30 protein-coding genes are annotated in these 21,455 nt (G+C 39.4%); 25 read left to right on the top strand and 5 right to left on the bottom strand.

Translation table 11 applies throughout. The features are described 5' to 3' along the window. Nucleotide 1 precedes the first annotated feature (1 nt). The 15 genes from BK584_RS07775 (at nt 2) to BK584_RS07705 (ending at nt 13,628) form a co-directional block, all read left to right on the top strand. The gene (locus tag BK584_RS07775; protein ID WP_078392079.1) at nt 2-406 is read left to right on the top strand and encodes an HK97-gp10 family putative phage morphogenesis protein; all 405 of its coding nucleotides are present in this window, start codon (nt 2-4) and stop codon (nt 404-406) included. Then, complete coding sequence (gene gp17, locus BK584_RS07770; protein ID WP_078392078.1) at nt 403-768, top strand: tail completion protein gp17; 366 nt, start codon at nt 403-405, stop codon at nt 766-768. Before BK584_RS07775 ends, gp17 begins: the two co-directional genes overlap by 4 nt. A gap of 12 nt (nt 769-780) precedes the next feature. Continuing rightward, nucleotides 781-1,383, top strand: coding sequence for a major tail protein (locus BK584_RS07765; RefSeq protein WP_078392077.1), 603 nt, complete (start codon nt 781-783; stop codon nt 1,381-1,383). A 129-nt stretch (nt 1,384-1,512) separates the two neighbouring features. Beyond that, a complete protein-coding gene (gpG, locus tag BK584_RS07760) occupies nt 1,513-1,872 on the top strand; it encodes a phage tail assembly chaperone G (RefSeq protein ID WP_078392076.1) in 360 nt (119 codons plus the stop codon). A 14-nt stretch (nt 1,873-1,886) separates the two neighbouring features. Then, nucleotides 1,887-2,117 carry a hypothetical protein gene (locus BK584_RS07755; protein ID WP_078392075.1) on the top strand — a complete coding sequence of 77 codons (231 nt, stop codon included), beginning with the start codon at nt 1,887-1,889 and terminating at the stop codon, nt 2,115-2,117. A 17-nt stretch (nt 2,118-2,134) separates the two neighbouring features. Then, complete coding sequence (locus BK584_RS07750; RefSeq protein ID WP_078392074.1) at nt 2,135-6,412, top strand: phage tail tape measure protein; 4,278 nt, start codon at nt 2,135-2,137, stop codon at nt 6,410-6,412. 1 nt (nt 6,413) lies between these two features. After that, nucleotides 6,414-7,253, top strand: a complete 840-nt coding sequence (locus tag BK584_RS07745) for a phage tail family protein (protein WP_169871129.1) — start codon at nt 6,414-6,416, stop codon at nt 7,251-7,253. Nucleotides 7,254-7,264: 11 nt separating this feature from the next. Then, entirely contained in the window at nt 7,265-8,932 is a 1,668-nt protein-coding gene (locus BK584_RS07740; protein ID WP_078392072.1) for a hypothetical protein, read from the top strand. 13 nt (nt 8,933-8,945) lie between these two features. Continuing rightward, nucleotides 8,946-9,248, top strand: coding sequence for a hypothetical protein (locus BK584_RS07735; RefSeq protein ID WP_078392071.1), 303 nt, complete (start codon nt 8,946-8,948; stop codon nt 9,246-9,248). Nucleotides 9,249-9,311: 63 nt separating this feature from the next. Then, entirely contained in the window at nt 9,312-9,554 is a 243-nt protein-coding gene (locus BK584_RS07730) for a hypothetical protein (RefSeq protein ID WP_078392070.1), read from the top strand. Between the two features lie 9 nt (nt 9,555-9,563). After that, nucleotides 9,564-10,973, top strand: coding sequence for a phage tail protein (locus BK584_RS07725; RefSeq protein ID WP_078392069.1), 1,410 nt, complete (start codon nt 9,564-9,566; stop codon nt 10,971-10,973). A 33-nt stretch (nt 10,974-11,006) separates the two neighbouring features. Next, nucleotides 11,007-11,420: a phage holin family protein gene (locus tag BK584_RS07720; RefSeq protein ID WP_078392068.1), complete on the top strand. Its 414-nt coding sequence runs from the start codon at nt 11,007-11,009 to the stop codon at nt 11,418-11,420. Nucleotides 11,421-11,422: 2 nt separating this feature from the next. Then, nucleotides 11,423-12,505: an N-acetylmuramoyl-L-alanine amidase gene (locus tag BK584_RS07715; RefSeq protein ID WP_078392067.1), complete on the top strand. Its 1,083-nt coding sequence runs from the start codon at nt 11,423-11,425 to the stop codon at nt 12,503-12,505. Nucleotides 12,506-12,619: 114 nt separating this feature from the next. Beyond that, the gene (locus tag BK584_RS07710; RefSeq protein ID WP_078392066.1) at nt 12,620-13,066 is read left to right on the top strand and encodes a hypothetical protein; all 447 of its coding nucleotides are present in this window, start codon (nt 12,620-12,622) and stop codon (nt 13,064-13,066) included. Continuing rightward, nucleotides 13,050-13,628, top strand: coding sequence for a hypothetical protein (locus tag BK584_RS07705; protein ID WP_078392065.1), 579 nt, complete (start codon nt 13,050-13,052; stop codon nt 13,626-13,628). Before BK584_RS07710 ends, BK584_RS07705 begins: the two co-directional genes overlap by 17 nt. Before the next feature lie 335 nt (nt 13,629-13,963). Here the strand turns inward: BK584_RS07705 and BK584_RS07700 are convergent, their stop codons facing one another. From BK584_RS07700 to BK584_RS07690, 3 genes are all read right to left on the bottom strand, one after another. Then, nucleotides 13,964-14,323 carry a YolD-like family protein gene (locus tag BK584_RS07700; protein ID WP_078392064.1) on the bottom strand — a complete coding sequence of 120 codons (360 nt, stop codon included), beginning with the start codon at nt 14,321-14,323 and terminating at the stop codon, nt 13,964-13,966. An 82-nt stretch (nt 14,324-14,405) separates the two neighbouring features. Continuing rightward, nucleotides 14,406-14,735 carry a hypothetical protein gene (locus tag BK584_RS07695; RefSeq protein ID WP_078392063.1) on the bottom strand — a complete coding sequence of 110 codons (330 nt, stop codon included), beginning with the start codon at nt 14,733-14,735 and terminating at the stop codon, nt 14,406-14,408. A gap of 74 nt (nt 14,736-14,809) precedes the next feature. Continuing rightward, nucleotides 14,810-15,031 (bottom strand): helix-turn-helix domain-containing protein, encoded by a 222-nt coding sequence (locus BK584_RS07690; protein ID WP_078392062.1) that lies wholly within the window; start codon nt 15,029-15,031, stop codon nt 14,810-14,812. A gap of 144 nt (nt 15,032-15,175) precedes the next feature. On the opposite strand from BK584_RS07690, the gene BK584_RS07685 reads away from it, so the two are divergent. The 5 genes from BK584_RS07685 to BK584_RS24530 all read left to right on the top strand — a co-directional run bounded on the left by BK584_RS07685 (nt 15,176) and on the right by BK584_RS24530 (nt 18,808). Beyond that, complete coding sequence (locus BK584_RS07685; protein ID WP_078392061.1) at nt 15,176-15,391, top strand: hypothetical protein; 216 nt, start codon at nt 15,176-15,178, stop codon at nt 15,389-15,391. A 190-nt stretch (nt 15,392-15,581) separates the two neighbouring features. Then, on the top strand, nt 15,582-16,811 hold the full coding sequence (locus BK584_RS07680; RefSeq protein WP_437182733.1) for an FtsK/SpoIIIE domain-containing protein: 1,230 nt from the start codon (nt 15,582-15,584) through the stop codon (nt 16,809-16,811). Further along, complete coding sequence (locus tag BK584_RS07675) at nt 16,750-17,373, top strand: replication-relaxation family protein (protein ID WP_078392060.1); 624 nt, start codon at nt 16,750-16,752, stop codon at nt 17,371-17,373. The genes BK584_RS07680 and BK584_RS07675 overlap by 62 nt, the downstream gene beginning before the upstream one ends. Before the next feature lie 168 nt (nt 17,374-17,541). Beyond that, a complete protein-coding gene (locus tag BK584_RS07670; protein ID WP_078392059.1) occupies nt 17,542-18,666 on the top strand; it encodes an AimR family lysis-lysogeny pheromone receptor in 1,125 nt (374 codons plus the stop codon). Further along, on the top strand, nt 18,650-18,808 hold the full coding sequence (locus tag BK584_RS24530; protein ID WP_169871127.1) for a hypothetical protein: 159 nt from the start codon (nt 18,650-18,652) through the stop codon (nt 18,806-18,808). The genes BK584_RS07670 and BK584_RS24530 overlap by 17 nt, the downstream gene beginning before the upstream one ends. A 129-nt stretch (nt 18,809-18,937) precedes the next feature. Here BK584_RS24530 and BK584_RS07665 read toward each other — a convergent pair whose 3' ends face one another. Both BK584_RS07665 and BK584_RS07660 read right to left on the bottom strand, forming a co-directional pair. Then, nucleotides 18,938-19,219, bottom strand: a complete 282-nt coding sequence (locus BK584_RS07665) for a helix-turn-helix domain-containing protein (RefSeq protein WP_169871125.1) — start codon at nt 19,217-19,219, stop codon at nt 18,938-18,940. A gap of 194 nt (nt 19,220-19,413) precedes the next feature. Beyond that, nucleotides 19,414-19,827, bottom strand: coding sequence for a helix-turn-helix domain-containing protein (locus tag BK584_RS07660; protein ID WP_078392057.1), 414 nt, complete (start codon nt 19,825-19,827; stop codon nt 19,414-19,416). A gap of 250 nt (nt 19,828-20,077) precedes the next feature. Between BK584_RS07660 and BK584_RS07655 the strand changes: the two genes are divergently transcribed. The 5 genes from BK584_RS07655 (at nt 20,078) to BK584_RS07645 (ending at nt 21,447) form a co-directional block, all read left to right on the top strand. Further along, nucleotides 20,078-20,305, top strand: a complete 228-nt coding sequence (locus BK584_RS07655) for a helix-turn-helix domain-containing protein (RefSeq protein WP_078392056.1) — start codon at nt 20,078-20,080, stop codon at nt 20,303-20,305. Between the two features lie 166 nt (nt 20,306-20,471). Next, on the top strand, nt 20,472-20,627 hold the full coding sequence (locus BK584_RS24525) for a hypothetical protein (RefSeq protein ID WP_169871123.1): 156 nt from the start codon (nt 20,472-20,474) through the stop codon (nt 20,625-20,627). Further along, nucleotides 20,624-20,956: a hypothetical protein gene (locus tag BK584_RS07650; protein WP_078392055.1), complete on the top strand. Its 333-nt coding sequence runs from the start codon at nt 20,624-20,626 to the stop codon at nt 20,954-20,956. The genes BK584_RS24525 and BK584_RS07650 overlap by 4 nt, the downstream gene beginning before the upstream one ends. Continuing rightward, on the top strand, nt 20,953-21,105 hold the full coding sequence (locus tag BK584_RS24520; RefSeq protein ID WP_169871121.1) for a DUF6906 family protein: 153 nt from the start codon (nt 20,953-20,955) through the stop codon (nt 21,103-21,105). The genes BK584_RS07650 and BK584_RS24520 overlap by 4 nt, the downstream gene beginning before the upstream one ends. A gap of 78 nt (nt 21,106-21,183) precedes the next feature. Further along, the gene (locus BK584_RS07645) at nt 21,184-21,447 is read left to right on the top strand and encodes a hypothetical protein (RefSeq protein WP_078392054.1); all 264 of its coding nucleotides are present in this window, start codon (nt 21,184-21,186) and stop codon (nt 21,445-21,447) included. Nucleotides 21,448-21,455: the final 8 nt, after the last annotated feature.

Below are 21,455 nucleotides of genomic sequence, written 5' to 3'. Positions count from 1 at the left end.
TATGAGTTTCGAAGTTGTAAATTGGGATGCCTTATTAAAACAAGTAGAAGAGATGGGGCGCAATGTTAACAGAGCAGAGAATGCAGCCATTAAAGCAGGGGCAAATATTGCCGTTCCTATAATGAAGCAAGAAGTACCTCGTTCTAACATTAGCGCCACTGATTATAAGCATATGGTTGATGATATCCGAGTAGGTAGGGTTAAAAATGTTGATGGTGTGAAAATTGTTGAAGTAGGACCAACAGATGGCAAGGATGGAACACGTTGGCGTGCTAATTTCTTAGTCAATGGAACCAAATTCATGCCGCCTAACGACTTCATTCTACGTACTGCCCAACGAACAAAAGGACAGATACGAGCTGCTATGCTTACTGAATTGCAAAAGAAAGTGATGCGTTGGTCATGATAAGTTTAGATCGAGAAATACAACAGGCACTTTGGGATGATCCAGAAGTGTCTTCAGCTGTGGGTAGAAAAGTATTCAGGTACTCAGTTGGTCGCTCGGTATCACAGAATAATGATTATCCATATGTAAGGATCGTAGAAGTGGATAATTCCGACTCGGACTATGAAGATGACCAACCTTCAACATCACATATATTTATGCAAATTGATGTTTGGGATGTAAACCCACCAGACGACCTTCTTACTTCTATTAACAAAGTGATGGTCAAGAAGTTAGGGTTTACAAGAGCGAATGTTAGAACATCTTATGATATGGATAAAAGTGAAATCAGAAAAATCATGCGTTATCAAATTAAAACTTAAAGGGTGGTATATATGCCAGAAAATAAAACAACTCAAGGGTCAAAGTCTTATGTTGGTTTAAGAGAACTTGTTTATGCAAAGTTACTCAAAGATGATGCTGAAGGAGCAGTGTATAGTCAAATTAAAGAACTTGCACCTGCTAAGACAGCATCGGTAACACCTAGTTCAACTAATACTCCTGAATATGCAGATGACGGTATTCTTGATGTAATTTCAAGCAATGGAGCCACTACTTTATCAATTTCCACATCAGGAATAAAAGATGAAGTCAAAGCTGATCTATTAGGTGCTAAATATGATAAGGGTGGTACGGAATATCACAAAGACCGTATTTCTCCTTTCGTAGCAGTTGGTTTTAAATCACTGAAAGCTGATGGCACATTCGGGTATGTTTGGTTGTTAAAAGGTAAATTTTCTAATCCAAACCGTGAACACAACACAAAAGAAGATACAGCTACACCTCAGAACTCAACACTTGAAGGAACTTTTATTGACCGTAAATATGATGGTTTAATGATGCATACTTTGGATACTGATACTGCTGATGAAGAGGTTGTAAAAGAATACTTCAACAAGGTATACAAATCAAAAACGGAAGCGCCAGAAACACCCTAATACTCCCCAAGAATTGAGCGGGGCAAGTGGGACTAATGAGGTTACGTTGTCCTGGTCATAGGGGTTATAAAAGCATTTATGGGTTGGCATAGCGCCAGCCCTTTTAATTTATAGAAGAGGTGAATGGACATGGAAATTAAATTGAGAATTGATGGTAAAGAGAAGAAGTTTGTAGCATCGTTTGTGCCTTTTACATTGAAGCGTAAAGCCTTGGAACAAGAAATTGAAATGAATAAGGAAGGAGCCAATCCGTTAACTAATCTCGATATCAAACTTGATCTTATGGTTGAAGCGTTTGATAACCAATTTACAAAAGATGAATTAGAAAACGGTTTGAATACTATCGGTTCTGATAATGTTTTTTATGAAACTGTCGGTGTTAATGTCCTAGGTTACAGACCGTTAAAAGAATTAAAAAAAATTCAGTTCGAGCAAGAAAAGTTGGGGAAGTTGATGGAGAAAGAAGCGAAGAGGAACAAAAAGAAATAGAGAAATTAAGCAAGATGACAAAGCTCGAACGGGCTGAATATAATTATGAAAAATTCTTGGACTTTTACTTATTAGAGGAATCGAAAGGCACTCCTATTTACCAACTCGAGCAAACAGACGTGAACTTATACTTTAAGTTGCGTGAACATAGAGAGAAACGAAAGCAACAACAAAATGAAGTTGAGACAACACCGGATGGTGAACCAGTTCCTAATACAACCATTGATGCTGTATTCAGCTTTTAAAGAAAGGAGGTTAATTTATGTTTAGTAATGCTGCTGATGCAACAGTGCTAAAAGTTGGCTGGGATGCTTCAGCTGTGGACAGCGGAGTTTCAAACTTAAATAGTCGCCTCTCTGCTGCTCGTTCTGAAATGAGGGCAACGGGTTCTCAAATGGGTGGTTTCGGTTCATCTACGGACGGACTCAAAAAGAAGCAAGAAGGATTAAATAAAATCTATGAGCTTCAGGGGCAAAAGGTAAAAGATTTAGAAGGTAACTACCAACGCCTTGTTGCTGAAAAAGGTGCAGAATCAAAAGCAGCCATTGATGCTTCTAGGCATTATAATAATGCTCTTTCCGAGTATTCGAAGATGGAGAGTCAATTAAAAACATTAACGAATGAAATCGCCTATCAGGAATCAGCTTGGAGCAGCATGGAAAGTGGTTTAAATAGCTTTTCCGATACGACTGGAAAGATGGCTGATGGCTTTGGTGCGGCTGGTAAGAAAATGACGATGGGACTTACATTGCCTGTTGTCGGTCTCGGCACTGTTGCTTTGAAAGCTGGGGTTGATTTTGAAAAGTCCATGTCAAAGGTACAAGCATTATCCGGCGGAACAGCTGAAGAAATGGAAAAGTTGGAAGGTCAAGCTAAGTCATTAGGTGAAACGACTGTATTTGGCGCTTCACAAGCCGCTGAAGCACAAGCCTTTCTTGCAATGGCAGGTTGGGAAGTTGCTGACATTTATGATGCTATGCCTGGTCTACTTAACTTAGCTGCAGCTGGTCAATTAGAACTTGGTCGAACAGCGGATATTACATCAAACATCATGCAGGCGTTTGGGTTACAGGCGAAAGAATCTGCACATGTATCAGATGTTCTTGCCGAGGCTGCTTCCAACTCAAACACCAACATTGAACAGCTAGGGGAAGCAATGGAGTATGCAGGTCCTACATCGAACGTGTTCGGTTGGTCAGTTGAACAGACTACAGCGGCTATTATGAAATTTGGTGACGCTGGTATTCAAGGTGGTAAAGCTGGTCAAGCGTGGTCAACGTCATTGCAACGTTTATCGAAGCCGACTGCTGCAATGTCGGACATGATGGAAGAGTTAAATATAAAGTTTTTTGATGCTGAGGGTGTCATGAAGCCTCTTCCAGATCTTGTTGGCGAGATTGAACAAGCAACAAAAGGTATGACGGATGAACAGGAAGCGAATGTTATCACAACCTTATTCGGTAACCAAGCTTTTAAACACTGGGCAATTTTAATGGAAGAAGGTTCAGAAGGATTACGTGATCAAACTGTAGCATTAGAAGAATCAACTGGTGCTGCTGAGGAAATGGCAGACACCATGCTTGATAATGCGTATGGATCAATTGTGGAATTAACATCTGCTGCTGAAGGTCTTGCTATTACTTTTGCAGAACACATGATACCGCACTTTGTAACAGCCACTGAAAAATTAACCGACCTTGTACGCTGGTTTGGTAGTCTTGAAAAAGATACACAAAAATACATCCTAGCTGCCGCAGGTATAGCCGCTGTGTTAGGACCAGCTGCAATTGTGCTTTCCACAGTTTTGAGATCAGTATCTTATTTATCTGCTGGATTAGCAAAAGCTGTAGGTGCATTTGGACGTTATACAACAAGTGCAAAGGTCGCTCAAACATCCACAGCTGGATTTGGTAATAGCGCAATGGTAGCAGGAACACAAGTAGCCACAGCCAATAGAGGCATGGGGCGTTTTGGTCGTGGTCTTAGTGGTGTTGGTACTGCTGCATCAATAGCTGGACTCGGTATGCTTGCCTTTGGTGATGATAGCAATCAAGGTTTAGGTATGGCTATGATGTTTGCGCCTGAAATACTTAGACTTGGCGGCAGGTTGCTAGGTGCTGGTAAAAATGCTGTCAGCAGTGGTGGTCAACTACTTGGCTTTGGTAAGAATGCTGTCGATGCAACCAAAAGTGTGGGTGGTCTTACAAGAGGTGTTGGCTTATTTGGTCGTGGTGCCGCATTATTAGGTGGTCCCGTAGGTATTGGGGCTGCCGCAATAACGGGTCTCCTGTGGGCAGGAAAAGAAGTTAATGATTACTATGAAGATAAAGTCATGCCTACGTTTGAGGGCTTTGGCGATATTGTCATGGAGAATGGTGAAAAGGTAAGTGAGTCCACAGCGGAACAACTGGATGCTTACAAAAAGCTACATGATGAAGCGACAGTTGAGTTGAATAAACTCGCGTGGGGATCTGAGAAGATAACAGATGATATGGCATCTTCTTTAACTGGAAAGTTCTCTGAAATGGGTACGATGATCAAAGACAGCTTAAACGAGAACTACACAAAATCACAAGAGGATTTAAGTAAGTTCCTTAGTCAGTCTGAAGTGATTACTGGTGAGCATCAGGACGAGATTAAGAAACGTTACGATGACTACTACACGGCAAGAATCACTCATGCTGACGAGAGCGAGAAAAAAATCAATGACATTATTAGCTTAGCGGCTGAAGAGAATAGAGCTATTACCGAGGCTGAACAGAAAGAAATTAACCGTATCAAAGAAGTAATGATGAACCAAAATGTACTTGCTGTTACAGAGGGTAGTCTTGAACAAAGGGCGATCATGGAGCAACTTAAAGCTGATGCTTCTATTATAAACGCTGAACAAGCAGCAGACACGGTAAAAAAATCTGTTGAAGCAAAAGATGGTGCTATCAAAGCTGCTAATGAACAATATGATGCAGTTGTCCAGTGGGCAGTAGAACAACGTGATGAAAAAGGTCTTCTTACAAAAGAAGAAGCAGATATGGTTATTGCTGAAGCGTTAAAACAACGTGATGATTCGATAGCCGCTGCTGAAGAAATGCATGAAGGTGTAGTTTCACAAGCTAAACTTCAAGCAGACGGTCATGCTAGGCAAGTAAACTGGCAAACTGGCGAAGTAAAAGGCAAGTGGGATCACATGGTTGAAGGTGTACTTGGAGGTATGAACTGGTTAGCGGAACAATCAAATAAAGTATTAAAATTCTTTGGCCTAAAAGAAATCCCTACGGTACAACAGAAGCAAAGAACGAATGCAAATAAAGCTATAACCGGAGGTCTTGGTGGAGGACATGCTGAATACGCGTTAGGAACATCAGCATTCGGTCACCCTGAAGATGGAATTGCTACCATATCAGAAAAAGGTCCAGAGCTAGTACATGATCCTAAAGTCGGTACGTATGTTTCAGGCAACAAAGGACCAGAGCAAGTATTTTTGCATAAAGGTTCGTCCGTCTTGCCAGCCCACCACACGAAATCTTTGCTTAATCAATACGGCTTTGGTAACCAATCTAATTTTGCTTTACCTCCTGCATATGAAGGTGGTGTAGGTAATCAGATCATGGGCTGGTGGAAATCCATGATGGAAGGACCACAAGCGCTAGTTGAGAAGGCTATCTCTAAGTTAGGTAAGAACTGGGTTCCTTCTAATTATGTTCCATTCGGTACAGCTATTCTTAAAAAGGTAGCATCAGGTGCAATTGACTTTGTAACCGGAGGGTTTGGTTTTGGTGGTGCTGATGGTGAAGCATTTGCTGGTAGTGGCAATGGTTTCCCTGGTATGAGAAGAACATCAGGCTATGGTTTTCGTACACATCCGGTAACGGGTAAACGAGGATCATTCCACGGTGGGGTTGACTATGCTGCACCTATTGGCACTCCTATTCCATCACAATCAATTGGATATGTTGCTCGATCATCTACTGGTTACAACGGTGGGTATGGTAACTTAGTAGTCGTCCAATCGGGTCCAATGCAACACTACTACGCCCACAACAGCCGCAACATGGTAAGAACAGGGCAGCCAGTTACAAAAGGACAGGTTGTTGCGCTTGTAGGATCAACTGGTCAAAGTACGGGTCCACACGTCCACTATGAGCAGAGATTGAACGGGCAAAGGATTAAGCCACAAGGTTATGCAGATGGTGGGATTAGTAGCAAGCGTCAACTTGCTTGGTTATCTGAACGTGACCATGAAGAGTATGTTATCCCTGCTCAAGCGTCTGATCGTTCACTTTCATTATTCAGTGAGTTAGGTGAAAAGCTTGGCGTGTTTAATACCGTCCCTTCTGTGGATAGCTTCCCACAGGGGAGATCGAATGGTTCAATGTTCGACTTGTCAGCTCTTACAGGCAAGCTAGATGAATTGATTCGTAGTGTGAAAGATAGTGATATGTCGCCAGTCATCTTAGTAAAACTTGGCGAAGAAACAATATACAAAAACGTTGGTCGTAAATTAGGCGCTCGTGCTGATACAGATGCGCTGTGGGGGGTGTAGTATGCCAGCAGTATTAATAGAAGATATTGAAACAGGTCAAGTATTCGATTGTGAGAAACTTGGCTATTTGTCGCGCAAATTTTTACCGCAATCGTTACAGCAACGACAAGCAAGGCAAGAAGCTGTGGGTAGCTCAAATGGGCATATTTATCTCCCACAGGCTTCTAGCTATGCAGGTAGAATGATTGACTGGGATTTGATCATTAAGGGTGAGAGCTACATGCATTATTTGCTCAAGCGTACTGAATTCCTTGCCCTTATCTGTGGGAAGAAAGAATTCTATGCGTCCACTAAAAACGAGCCGAACAAGTTATGGAAGGTTACGGCTCCTAATGGTTTTCAAATACCTCATATCGCTCACTACGCAGGGGAAGCACAGATTCAATTAGAGTCGTCTTCTCCTTATGCGTATTCGAGAGGAACGCTTGATGATCGGTTTGATTTCTCTGGCTTATGGCAATTCGGCATGAACATTCCTGCTATACCTGATGAAATTAAGTATAAGCATCAGACAAGGCGGTTTGTTATATGGAATCTTGGTCATGCAGAAATTAATCCCAAGCGCATCAATGAGGAATTAAAAATAATCTATCAGGGTGCTTCTAATAATCTTGGTATTCGTAACACAACAACAGGGACGTTTTGGCAATACCAAGGCAGCACTTCAACAAGAGACATTGTAGTTATTGAAGATGTTTTTTCATACAAGAACAGCCAGCCTATCTTCCCACAGACAAACAAAGGGATTATTACACTGGCACCGGGACCAAATGAAATCATATTAACAGGAACAAGCGGAGCGTTTGAAATTGGCTTCGACTTCCCGTTTCTGTTTATTTAGGAGGGCTGAACATGAGTTTTAATGCTCCAATTAACAGTGAGATTTATCAACGATTAGTTGAGATTAGTGATTTGAAACATTTGTCGCAAGTGGCTAGAGATCGTTCATTATCTGCCGAAGAGAAAGCAAGGTTAGCGGAAATTAAATCTAATTTAACAAGTGAGCAAGTGAAAGCAGCACTTGATGAAGGTGATCAGTTACAAGAAGTATTAATGCTCCGTGTTGATCCAGAAACACATGAAACGCTACCCACAGCGGCGGACATGGTGCAAAAAATGCAGGCTCGTAATACCGCGCAGTTGGCACATACTGACGAGAAAATCGGGGACATCGATATCTTTAAAGCAGAAGGATTCAACATCTCCGAGAAACTAAATACGGAATTTACAGGACGAGGCGTTAACATTCGCTGGTGGAAACATCTAGTCAAGGATGGAAACTGGACAGAGGCATTTAAGGCGGCGTTAAGATTTATGGAAGCCCAACCTTGGGAGGGATATAAAGTTTTGTTTTTCCCACCTGGTGATTATTTAATTGATGAACAAATTTACATTTATTTTAGTCGCTTTGTCCTCATGAGCATGAATCGTCATAATACTATTATTAAGTTACGCTACGGTGCAGGTATCAACATCGGCAGCACCGCCCTTGATAAACGGGTAAACCGATTTAAAATTCTTAACTTGTGTTTTCAGCCCGAGGATACCGGTATGACATCAGATTATTGCTTTAGGTTAGATCGAGCGACCGAGGGAGATTTTGATGATTTCAGCGTCGAAAATTTTAAAGATGGATCAGGTATCTTATTTGAAGATAATTGTTGGTCTCTGAAATTTGATACCGCTAGAATTACTCATAATAAGTATGGAGTTCATTTTAACGGGCATGAGCTTAATGCGATTGTATTTAAAAAAGGGATGATTAACGATAATCAAGTTGGAGCTTATTTCGATTCTAAAACATCAAATGACCAGATTCATGGTATCCACTTTATTGATGGTGTCCAAATGGAAACAAATCATAAAGCGGCTGTTCATGTTAACAGTGGTCGCATTCATAAACTTATCTTGGAAGGTTATTACGAGCTTAACGGCGATGGCGAGAATCTTCTATTCCTTGCGAGGGTGGATGATAAAGGTTCCTCTGCGACCTACAACAAACGTTATCGTGTACATGGTTTGGAGATCAGAGGGGCTTATGTGTGGTCGAAAAGAGATGCAAAGAGTGCGCCAATTATACTCGATACTACAGTTAATAATAGTACGTTAGTGGGTGAATCGACTGGTTTAATGCTTAAGAATGCCAAGAACGAAACTCGGCTTGTAAAGTGTATAGGAAGCAGAGCGAGATTTCTTGCGCAAAATAGTTTATTACTGGAAGAGTATGACGGAGGGTATGTTTTTGAACATCATCTAAATGAGCAAGGAGGAAACGCTAAAACCATCGTTAACGATATGAGTTATGGTATTTACTCCGCGCCGCACCGCATGCAATTTAGATTAGGAGGAAATAATTTAACACTTGAACAGGGAGGGAAATTTCTTACAGAAGGCGGTATAGGAGTTGGAAATCATTCACTTGTATTTAACGAGAATATAGGTTGGATATGGGGGAAGTACGAAATATTTGATGATAAAGGTAATAGCTTAGGTTTTGTACCGATATATAGACCACTTTAAAGGAGGAAACATTTTGGCTATTGAGCATCGAGTAAACTCAGATATTGGAATGGTCTTTGAGAGAGCATACGTAAGAATACATGAATATCGTTGTGCGCATACGAATAATGTAGATTTTGTATTAAGAGCCTATGTCACAAGAGAAAGGTTTCTAGAAGGAGCAGCCCATATAAGCGGTAGCGAAACGTGGATCCCTTTTACTGCCGAGTTTAACGATTCGTCAGTTAACACTAAAAAGCAAATTTACCGTCACATGGCTACAATGGACGATTATAAGAATGCTAAACCAGTGTTAGAGGAAGGTCAAAGTTTGTAAACTTTTATAAAGGATTCTCCCCTTTTTTGTCGTATAATGGAAGATGAAAGAGGGGGAGATAATATGACCGATAAATTAGAAAAGTTTAAGAAAGATTACTTTGATGAAATAGAAAAAATTAATTACACTATTCGTCAACTTAGAGATGGAAGAGTAAGGGAACTGAGACATAATAACGATCCCTATTTATTAACGCATGCAGAGAATCTTGATGAGAATTTAGAAAATCTGTACAAAAGCATTCTTAATATTAACGAAGACAGAGGAAAAGATAAGATTAATGATATCTTTAAAAAAGAAAAATAGGGTGATCTAATGGAATTACCACAACTCTATACCATGTCAGGTCTAAATCAACCAATCATCGACTTTGACGAACAGAATTTTATGATACGAGAGGTAGGCGCAGGAGAGCGTTCTATCTCTTTTTCTTTGTTGAAAACGCGAAGGAATGCAAAAGTGTTTGACGCATTGAATCATAAGGAGAAGGTTGAGGTCGAGGGCAATAAGTACGTGATTGATACGATTAGTAAAACAGGTGATGATGTTATACGTAAAAGTATAATCGCCCAGCATGAAATAGTTGACCGGATGAGGTCGCAGCGATTCAAACAGCAGCTTACACAAACATTATCTATCCACAGATGTGCAGAGATTTGTTTTGCTGGTAGCGGAGTAACTTATGAGATACGCGGTTCTTTTCAAACAAAGGAATTTGAAAACTTTGGTCATGATGATCAATGGACGCTTTTTAAATACTTCCTCGGTCGCTTTGATGCAGAGTACGATGTAAAAGGAACGCATGTAATCATTGCCCCTGTGGGAAGCCTAGGAATCAATCAGATTCAAAGTCAGATCAGACATGACCATAACTTGATAACGATCGAAGAACATATTGATGCGTCTGATCTTGAAACGTATGGAGAGATCTTCGCTAACTGGAATGATGAAACAGAGAAGTACGAGATCCACGAAACGTATGTGTCTCCTAACGCAAAGAACTATTTAGATTCTAATGGCAAGGTTAGATATTATTATGGCGCTTATTACGATGAACGTTTTAGGAATTCCACAGAGGCAAGGCAATCATTGATCGCTCGTATGAAAGACGTACCTGATTATTCGATTACAGTTACCCTTGCCGAACTAAGAAAAAATGGCGTCCTGCTTCACCCGTTTAGTTTGTTCGATTATGTTTGGGTGATATATGAACCATTCGATATGTTGATTCAAACGCGTGTAACGGCTCGGACAAGATATCCCTTTGCTGTGGGCAGAAGTCCTGAAATAGAAATTGGCAACTTCAGGCGCGATATTAGTAAGCAGATGGCTCAAGCGAACAAGGCTAGTAAGAAAATAGATGCGGTGGCAGGTCAAACCACTAGGGCGCTGTCCACAGCAACGAGAGCAGACACAAACGCAAAACAAGCTCTTGAAACAGTGAATGGTCCCGATGGTCAGTTTCAATTGCATATGCAGAACACGCAGCTTCATATCCAACCAGGTGAACGTGAGAAATGGAATGCTAAAGCTGACGAGGGTGATGCAGCGTGGGCACTCAATGAAGCACGTAAGTATACGGACGCTGAAATTTTAAAACAAAAAGGCTACACCGATCAGCAAGTTGGGGAGGTGATGGCTATAGTCAATCCTCTTGTAATGTTAGTAGATGATATTGATCGAAGGTTGAAAGTAATAGAAGGAAGAGAACCAGAGACCGAATAGGTCTTTTTATTTTGGAGAAAAGGTCGTGTCGATATGGAGAATATTAGTTTGTTTTTTAATTTAGAAAGCCTTGAGGTAGCTAAGCTATATCTATTTGGGAACGTGAAATGGTTAGATTTATTGATTGTCCTAATGCTTGTTGATGTAATCACGGGGATATTGAAAGCAATAAAGGAAAAGGATCTGCGTAGCCGGTCGGCGTTGTTTGGTTATGCACGAAAAATAGCCATCTTTGGAATTATCATTGTGGCCAACATCGTGGATAGGATATTGGATTTAAACGGCATGGTTGCAACGGCGACTGTGCTTTTTTATATGGCTAATGAAATTCTTTCGATCACAGAGAATGCAGCAAAGATTGGTTTGAAGGTACCGCCAGTCATTAAGGAAAAGCTACGCGGATTTGATCGACAAGGACCAGAAGAAAACCAAAAGGAGAGTGAATAATTATGGCTAAAATCGCAATTTGTGCAGGACACGGTGGAAGTAATTCTACTCCAGGCAAACGTACTCCTGCAGGTGAATATGAGTGGAATTTTAATGACAAAGTTGTTCGTGCTGCCGTTGCTGTCTTTGAAGCTTCCGGTCACAAAGTAAGGCGTTTTGATGATGCTTCAGGTAAAACGGATGTGTCGTTACAGACTAGAACAAACGCCGCAAATGCATGGGGCGCTGACATTTACATCTCTATCCACCATAACGCGATGACAGGTGTTTGGTATAACCATGCAATGGGGATCGAAACGTTCACACAAAACGGTTCACACCCTGAATCGGAAAAATTAGCTGCCGCTGTACATCCGCTTTACTTGGCTGCGATGGGGTTAAGAGATCGAGGTATTAAAAAAGCGAACCTGCATATTAACCGTGAAACAAGAATGCCGTCAATCCTGACAGAAGGCGGTTTTATGGATTCGAGAGTTGATATTGTCGCTATGAGAGATAACTCAAAACTAAAAGCGCAAGGTGAAGCTATTGCCGCTGGTGCGATTGCTTATCTTGGTGGAAAGGTGACTGTTCCTAACGAATCGCAAGTAGGTGGAGTAATTGTAGATAATAAGCCAGCTCCTTCTCCGTCTGCAGGAGGCAAAACCGATGCACAACTAGCCGATGAAGTCATTGCAGGTAAGCACGGCAGCGGTGATGCTCGTAAAAAGTCACTAGGCAACCGCTATGATGCTGTACAAGCATTGGTTAATCAAAAGCTAAGCGGTAGCAAACCAGCACCAGCAAAGCCAAAGAAAAGCATTTCACAAATGGCTACTGAAGTGTTGAACAATCAGCATGGCAATGGTCATGATAACCGTAGACGGTCGCTAGGTATTTCACAGGCTGAATATGAAAAGGTTCGTGCTGAAGTTAACCGTCGAGCAGGTGGTGGCTCAAAGAGTCCTGCTAAGTCTGTTGATCAAATGGCACGTGAGGTCATAGCTGGTAAGCATGGTAACGGACACGATAACCGCAGACGTTCTTTAGGTATATCGCAAGCGCAATACAACCAGGTGAGAGCAAGAGTAAATCAGTTAGCATAATTTAAAGAGCTCGTAGATTTTTGCGAGCTTTTATTATTTTCGTGTTTTTGCTTCTCTTTATTACTTAGTTATTGTTATTATTAAAGTGACTACTTAATTGATAGGAGAATTAGAATGTGGGAAATTGGTTACCTAATTGTTTGTGAAGATGTCGGAAAGACCTCTAATGGTGAATTAATGATGAAGCCAATTGGTGTAATGAGTCCAATTAATATTCCAGGAAATTATTCTTTTTATATTGCTTTTTCACTGTTTAATAAAGATATTAACAAGAGTAAGGAAGACGGAGTTCTTCGATTTATTGTAAAAGATCCAAACAACGGTGTCGTTGAAGATAGTGGTGATTTGAATTTTAACCCCATTCCATTAAATGAAAGTTCAGATGAACACGAATTGGCAACTGGTGAAGCGGATATTCGATTAAACAATGTTGAATTAAACATTGAAGGCGTTTACGAGGTTGAGTTAATAATTGATGGTAATTCAAAGCGAGTAAAATTCCCTGTAAAAGTAAAGAATAAGTCTAACCAACAAGGTGCTACAGATGGAAGAAAGGTATAAAATTAATTTCCAACAAAAAACTGTAGATTGGGAAGCTCTTTTAAAGGATGAAGAACTTTCTTTTCAGTCGCATGACAATGTTATCGGATACATAGACCATGAAAAAGCAATAAAGATTAGCAAAGTAGACACAGCTAAATATGACGGTGCATTGATATTTAATCGTATTAGTTTTGAAAAGAAAGAGGAGGCTGATTTGGTTATGGCAGGTGACGATTTTGACCAAAGATACTCTGAATTGAAGGAAGATTTTAGAGACAGCGAGCGTAGAATTTCACAGTCATCAAAAGAACGAGAAGATCGTATTGATAAACAAATTGATCGAATTACTACTGACGCAAAAGAACGAGAAGATCGTTTTAATGCAAAGGTTGATCAATTTGCGCTCGATGCAAAAGAACGAGAAGACCGTTTCAACGAGACAATTAATAGAATCGAAAAAACAGTAAAAGACGGAGAGAAGAATCGAAAAGCAACAACAGTAGCGATTTGGACATTAGCTTTGACCACTCTTCTAGGCATAGCGGCTATGGTTGTAACCGTATTTGTCTCACTACAGTAAAAAGCCCTCCTTAATCGGGAGGGTATTTTTTATTTATGTCGAATATAGAAGAAAAAGGAGGTATGCCATGAATCATAACCACAATGCCAGCGCCTATACACTGCTGCTCACCATCCATTCCCACCTTACCGAGAAATTCCGTGTACCTGCACACACCCAAGACTCCTACCGCCGTACTATTATCTACATTTTACCTTTCTACAACCACAGCCCATCCTTACATGAGCTATTACGAAAAAGCATACCCCTTCGTAATGAGGTATGCCACTTTAGATCAATTTCTCACTCTGATTTAATGTTATTGGAGAGATTAGGGAAGGGATTAGGTTTGTATCCTAAACCCGCTGCACATTATAAATCACCCTCATATTAATCCACTCACGTTCCGATTCATACTCTGGCCCATACTCAATTCGTACCCGCTTCTCTTGATGATCGACTTTGTATATGTAGCATTCGCGCTCTATATAATAGCCATCTTCCCAATAGGTCAGGTTAACTTTTAACGTATGCTTAAGAGCGTCCATGATGATTTCTCCAATATCCCACCACTGATCTTCATCCAGTTCACCATGTAAAGGTACTTTCCATTCTTCTTTTTCCTGCTTGATCAACGCTTCTTTATGTTCTGGGAGCATCATTCTCATGCCCTCCCAGAGTAAATTCCCGCGCTTGAGATAATCTTCTTGTGCCATTTTTAACACACCTTTTGTTTTTATTAACAGTATATACGAATATATGTTCGTATTACAACTAGAAAAAAGAGCCAATTAAGGCTCATTGTTCTTCTAACTCCCATTTGAAACTTGGTGATCCTATAGGCGGATAAGATACATTCATAACATAGCTATGTGTTTGTCTCTCTCCTTCAGGGAAATCTATCCATATTAATCCGTGTAATTCATAATTGTTGCCATCTTGTCTAAATATTGTTGATTCATAATCTAATAACTCCACTGACTGACCATCATTAGCAGCTTGTTCTTCAAACAATTTTACGGTATCTTCATATGCTAATTGTTCATTGTGGTTCCCTGAAAAGATAAAAAAGATAACTACACCTAGAATAACTACAATCGGAACTCCAATTAATAAAACCTTTTTCAATATAACTCCCCCTTAAATAGTCCTATGAAAAGCTTACTATCAGACTACGAGAATATTCAAGAAAAAGTTTCCAATCACCAAAACTTATTTGAGTTGAAGCGAATCCCCATTTCATCAAAAGCTTGTTCAATTAAATAAATTGTTCTTTCTGTGGGTTCATCGTCATTAATGCACAATCGGTTAATCGTTCCTTTGCCCAAGCCTGATTCATTTATCAGTTCCGTTTGAGTAATCCCTTGCTTATCAAGCCATTTACCAAACTTACTCCGTGGTTTACCTAGTCCAGTTCCAAACATTTGATCAGCTCCTTTGTACGAGCCAGTATGTCCAATTTCCCCACGTGTAAACATTTTTTTAAATAAATGGTCATACGGGACAATCGGTAGCCAATAAGCTTTACTAAGCAAGTAAACTTGCAAAACAAAAAGGAGCTGAACAGCATGAAAAACAACAACATTAAGGTTCGATTAGAACGGGCGAAAGAAGGTTCAAAGGAAAATTCTTTTCTATCAGCTGAAGAAATGAAAATAAAACTAGCAGGCGAAGGTTTGAATGAAGAGGTATTAATGTTCATCCATTCTCAAGTAGCTGGGATGTATCTAACAGAAGATGGTAAGAAGTTAATTAAAAGATGGGAGCGTATATTATGGACGTAGGCTTGGATTCTTGGTTGAAAGCTATCTTCATGATAGGCAGTACATTATGGTTCCTTCACTTTCTTCACGGAACGTTCTTATGAATTTTCGGTATGAGAAGTGTAATCGGAACTCTTAAAGTATCGTTATTTCAATTAATAGCCTAGCAATATAGCAGTTCCTGTGGGTAGGGATTTTAGGTTAATAGGAGGTGGGAAGTTTGGATTTTGTTTTTGTTTCTCCTCTCCTTGTCGGTGCCGCCTGTGGAGTCGTGTTGAATGTGCGCCGCAAGTGGAGTGATAGAGGTAAGCTTGAGAAGATATTTGAAGTGAGTGGTTTGCTGACAAAAGAAAAGCAAGGAGAAAATACGGTTGTTAAGAAATGTCGTTTGCATCGAAAGACTGCAATCAACGGTGGTACTGAATATGTGTATCGGATTCCGTTGGGTATGACCTTTGAGGATTTCGAGAAAGCTTTGCCACGGTTGCAGGATGGGGTGAATAACAAGAAGAATGGATTACAAAAAGAAGTAGCTGTTGAATATGATGGGATGCTAAGGATCCGTGTGTATGATGCTCCCATGCCTGAAATAATTCCATATGCAAACATCACAAAAGGTTGGTCGCTTCCTGTGGGCATCAGCCGTACACAGTTAGTGCAACATGATTTTGAAAAGATCCCTCATCTTATTGTTGCTGGCACTACGAGGTACGGAAAAACTGTGTTTCTAAAGATGGCCGTTACTACATTAATCATGAATGAACCTAAACGCACAGAGCTTGCCCTGATCGATTTAAAGGGTGGGCTTGCGTTTAATCGGTTCAAAGATGTTAAGCAGGTACGTTCAGTGTCTTGCTCCCCACAGGAGGCGCTGACGCACCTAAAGGCAATCAAAGCAGATATTGAAGCGCGGATATCTTATTTTGATTTAAAGAAATATGAAGATGTTCAAGAAGCAGAGAAAAAAGGTGAACGGTTTAGCCGTGTGTTTATTGTCGTGGATGAAGCAGCGGAGTTGTCGAGTCAAGGAATAAAGGATAAAGATGATAAGGCAGACAGACAAGAGTGTGAAAAGATCATGGCTTACATTGCGCGCGTTGCTGGTGGTGTAGGCTACCGCATCATCTACTGCACCCAGTATCCCACAGCGGACACTCTACCACGTCAGGTAAAGCAAAATGCAGATGCTAAGTTGTGCTTTCGGTTGCAGACGGTGAAGGCGAGTGAAGTGGTGCTAGATGAAGGTGGGGCAGAGTCCTTACCGTATATCAAAGGTCGTGCCATCTATCAAACAGACCGCAAGCACATTGTTCAAGTTCCATTCATGAGTAACGAATATATAGAAGAACATCTTTCAGAGCACAAGGAGGAAAGGCAGCATGAGAACAACGAAGGAGTTCAGCGAAAAGAGGGAGATTCAAATATTATCGAGTTTGGATAAGCATGATTATATGTCCCGTGGGCAGATCCAGCAGTTGCATAATTTAAAAAGTGATCGGAATGCGTGTAAAGTACTTTCGCAAATGGGCCCATATCTAAACTCATTTCGTGATGGCCAGAATATTTTCTATCTCAACAAACGAGGCGCACAGCACATCGATGCAAAAGGGGATGCGCGTCAAAAGATCTCCAACGTCAGGCATTATCTCATGCGTACAGATGCTTACATGCACTTTGGTAAACCTACTCATTGGGCAAAAGAAGCTCCATTCCGAATCAATGGTTTATCGGTAATTCCAGACGTTACCTTTAGTCTTTCTGTATTGGGAAATAAAAAAGTTTATCTGCTGGAAATTGATAATACGCAAAAGATGAAGGTGAATAGAGAGAAGATAGAGACATATGCAAAGATGAAGAGAACGGGTATCTTCCAACAAACTCACGGTTACTTCCCACAGCTGGTGTGGTTGACGAGAAGCATAGTGCGTAGGGACGAATTGAATAAATGGTGCGTAGAATCGCAGTTAGGATGCAAGGTCTTGCTGTGGGAAGAGATTAAATAAATTTACCCTATGCGAATAGGGTTTTTTACCTTTAGGGAATTTCCCAATAAAAATTAATAGAAAAGTATGGAATTATCTGAGAACAAATGCTATATTTAATTTATCGGTTGCTTAACGTCAATTAATTTAAATCGAGCAATTTAAAATGCGAACATAGGAGCGGTTAAAGTGGAACAGTTCAGAATTGAAATAGAGAATTTAATGAATGAGAAAAACATTTTATCCGCAAATATAGCTGAAGCATTAGGGTTGCAAAAATCAGTTATGCATAGGTTTTTGTCTGGTAACACCTTAGAATTCAGCAACGCATTGAGAGTTGCGAGGTTTCTTGATCCGATCAATTATTTAAAAATCATGGATGATTACTGTAAAACGATCGATAAAAAGATTGGGATACTATGCGCTTTTGAGTATGCTTCAAATTTTAATAGAGACGAATTAACAAAACAATTGATTGAAAAGCATGCAGATAAGAAGGGGGAAATTGCAGACTATATAAAAGTCTATAAAACTTTCCTTAATCGTGACAATATTTCTCATGCTGAAATGATGGAGTTCACTAAGGATAATTATGGCAAAACATCTTCATTAGAATTGAAAACAAAAATCCTTTTGATCGAAGCTAGTCTCTATTTTGGTAGCATGAAATTCAATACAGTTCATTCATTAATTGATGCTATTCAAGTTAAGATTGATGGTATAGCAAACAAGTTTATTAAAGAAGCGTTTAAAGTAAGGCTGTCGTTATATGGTGCAAATGCTGAATTGAAAGCAATGGGAAATGTAGATAAAACAGTTGAGTACTGTAGACATTTAATTAATAGTTATGCATCCACAGATGCTCTAATTGCTTCTGCTCATCACACATTGGGTCACGCCTATATATTCGACAGAAAAGAAGAAAGTGAATTTTTGTTTAAAAAAGCAAGCAAACTTTACTATGCATCAGGATTCGAGGAAGTATCTAAAGCGGTTCTTGAAAATGATTTATGTTTAGTTAAGAACATTCATGGTGAAGAGTTTGATTTGTCATTGACTGATGGAGAAGAGTTAGCACATCAGTATATTGTTAGAGGTGAGATTGATAAAGCGATTGAAGTTTTAGATCGAGTTGAAGTGACTCCATATTCATTGCTTTATAGAGGCATCGCAACAAGAAATTTCCCCTTAATACTGGAAGCACATGGTATAATGATGAAAGCAGGAGATAATTTCTTTATCAAGATTTTTGAGAGGGAATTATATCGGCTATACAATCACAAAGGGGAAGATATTTATGAAAAAGTTAATTAAGAGTTCCATTCTGACGGTCTTGACATTAGGAGTCATTATTGGAAGTGGTTCAGTTGCACAAGCAGGACCAATCAATCCAGTAGATCCGGCTCCTAAGAGTGTAGTAGTTCCGTTGGGACCTACCAATCCAGTTGACAGATAATTTTTTAAATGCAAAAAGTTGCTGAACGTTACATATATGTAATTAAGCAACCGAAATCAAACTTGTATAGGAATGTTTGTTCGTGTATTATGTTTATAAAGAGGCACGATGCAAAGTGCCTCTGATCTCTTAAAGCTTCTTTTTCATATCTCTATAAAGCTCTAAGCTTCTTTCTACATATTCAGCCTCATCGGTTGAAATTTGTTCCGGTAAGATTGGATTATCTGTTCTTTCAAATATGTAGTCAATGCTTACCTTATAGTGGTTCGCTAGAAATACCAACATAGAATAGTCCATCTCTCTTACACCTAATTCATAATTGGCGTATGTATTACGACTTACTGATAGCAATTTTGCCAATTGTTCTTGTGTAAGGTTATGTTTGTACCGTAATTCAGCTAGTCTTTTCAAAACAAAAATCCCCTCCGTATCCATAGGATATATCGGAAGGAATTAACTGAAATATAATGTCTCGAAACGTGTGCAAATATAATATTTTTGACAAATAAACGTTACAATCAAAGGGGGTCCAATTATGAAAGACGGGGTGGACTTAGAAAAATTGGCAGAAACTTCGGGTATACCAATAGAAGAATTCAAAGAAGCTATTGATCGTTTGAAGAACGCTTCGCACGAACAATAGAAATAATTACTTTTGCTTCTTCAGGTGATAAAGGAAGTCCGTCAAAATTAATTGGGTATTTATCTAATAACTCTTCATCAGAAATGTCTAATTCAATATCTTTAAGAAACCTTTGCTCATTAGTAAGGGTTTTTTCTTCGTTTTCTTTTACCTCTTCATCAACCACATATCCAGCAGCAGCCATTGCGCTTTTATGGCTGATCTCTAAAGCATCAGCTAAAGCTTTTACAGTTTCAGCTCTTGGAGATTTTCTTGTGCCATTTTCTAATCTAGAAATTTGAGCGATGCTGACACCACTTTTTTCTTCTAATTTTTTAAGTGTAATTCCTTTATCAGTTCTAATGTTTTTAATAAATACACCGAAAGAGTTTTCCATTTATTTTTCCTCCCATTGATCATATCTATTTAATTTACCTTGAGGTAATTACCTTTATGTAATAAATATACCAGTAATTTACCGAAAGGTAAAGTAATTTTAAGAGAAATATTTACCAAGTTTTAATTTTGCCTAAATACGAACAAATATACTGTTATATGGCTAAATTTGGAGTTTTACCTAAAGGGAAATAGGAGGTATATTATTTCCAAGAGGTAAATTTACCTAAAGGGAAACGAGGTGAAAGGCAATGGATGCGGTAAAAGAAACTTCAATAGGATTATACCTTAAAACTATCAGAAAAGAAAAAGGCTTTACTATTATTCAAGCGGCAGAACGTTCTAGTGTCAGTACTGCCCAGATCTCACGATTAGAAACAGGCGAAAGATTAAATCCAACTTTAGAAACATTGATGAAGTTATCTAATGCATACGAGTTAGAACTAGAAGAGGTTCTAAAAGTTGGAGGATATATTTAAAAAAATATTAGTGGGACAAGCTCCCCGCAGCTGAAAGGAGGTGATGCCATGACGGATAAGGAGCAAGCGCTGCTAAGTACTGGAATTGGTTTAGGTGCTTTGGTTATAAGCTTTGCTTGGTTGTTTGTAGATTTACTATTTTAGCTACCCACAGGAGGGACAAGCCATGAAGTTCAGAATCCATTTGGATTACGGAGACTATCAAGATCACATCGATATTGAAGGATCTTCTATTGAAGAAGTGAGAGAGCAAGCAGACAAGTGCATCGAGCAAAGAAAGCCAGAGCATTACTGGTCTGAAAAATTGGAGGGTGACTTATGAACGCGATTGAAGCAAGGAAACTAGCTAGTGAAGGAATTGAAGATACTCGTATAAGAGTATTAAAAGAAATTGATGTTCTAATTACAAACGAAGCAAAAAAAGGCGCAGAAGCAATTCTCGTTACACTCAATAGTGCAGTAAGGAGATTTAACCATTTCGTTATTAAAAGAAACACTATTTACGATGCTCCTTTAGATGATAAATCAATTGTTTCTTATAAGGAATATCTTAAAACTGCAGGATTTAACGTTGAAGTAATGGATGAGCAACATGTTGGATGGAAAGAGAGTGTTTCAATTTTAATCGATTGGGAGGTGCAAGACAATTGAAGAACGGTAAAAAAGGAACGTTAGCGCAAAAGAAGTTAATGAAAGAAGCAGGCAAGTCACCTGATAAGTGGTTGATTACAAAGGCTTTGAATGATGAACTTCACGTCATCCACCGCGAAACAGGTAGACCAGCCATCATCATGATATGAAAAAAGCCACCTTTGCAGAGGCGGCTAATTACAAACAAATTATTGAAATTAGTATACCACCATTAGGAGGGATTGCAAATGGAAGACTTGAGAAAGAGTTATGAAAAAAGAATTTCGATGGTAAACACATTGTTAGGTGAAGGTTTTGAAGGGACGTTCGAATTTCTGTTTGATACGAAGAAGGAAGCTGAAGCGAACGCAAAGATGTTTAGAAAATGGTATGACCTTGATTATTTCCATGATGAAGAAGAACGTTGCTACAAGTATAAACCTGGTGCGATTTATAACAACAGTTCTATATACAATGGCATTTCTTACAAAGCATCTTATATAGAAGATTAAAAAGGGGA

The organism is Shouchella patagoniensis (assembly GCF_002019705.1).
GTDB lineage: Bacteria > Bacillota > Bacilli > Bacillales > Bacillaceae_D > Shouchella > Shouchella patagoniensis.
This window is presented reverse-complemented; position numbering and strand designations above follow the sequence as displayed.